General features: G+C 31.6%; 1 protein-coding gene. It reads right to left on the bottom strand.

From position 1 onward, the window contains the following. Positions 1-41 precede the first annotated feature (41 nt). The coding region (locus QWI17_RS09005; RefSeq protein WP_302722179.1) for a glutaminyl-peptide cyclotransferase at positions 42-408 on the bottom strand (367 nt) is incomplete at its 5' end.

Here is a 408-nt window from a genome sequence, read left to right as displayed (position 1 = left end):
AATGGAACTAAGAAGACGTTATATTGCCAAATAGCCATATTTTACTTCTTAATCTTAATTTCAAAGATTTTATCCCAGTTTTTACCTGTTAATAACATATTTCCGTTGTCTTTGAAAGCGATTCCATTCAATTCTTGTGCTTGTGGATTTCCTTGTTTTCCTTTCAATTCAGCGAAATTAAACTCAGCTTTTACAGCGCCAGTTTGCGGATCAATTACCACAATATTACTGTTATCTGCATGTCCAGATTTTAAGTAAACATTTGCATAAATTAAACCATCGTGAAACTCAATTTCATTCAAATAACTATACGGTTGTGTGTTATCAAAAGCTTGTACAGTTCTTAAATAATTAAAGTTTTCGTCGAAGAAATGAATTCGTTGAGAACCTTCTGTTACAGCTAATTCT

The organism is Gilvimarinus gilvus (genome assembly GCF_030518155.1).
Lineage (GTDB): Bacteria > Pseudomonadota > Gammaproteobacteria > Pseudomonadales > Cellvibrionaceae > Gilvimarinus > Gilvimarinus gilvus.
The sequence above is the reverse complement of the archived record's forward strand: the minus strand, read 5'-3'. Positions and strand labels throughout refer to the sequence as shown.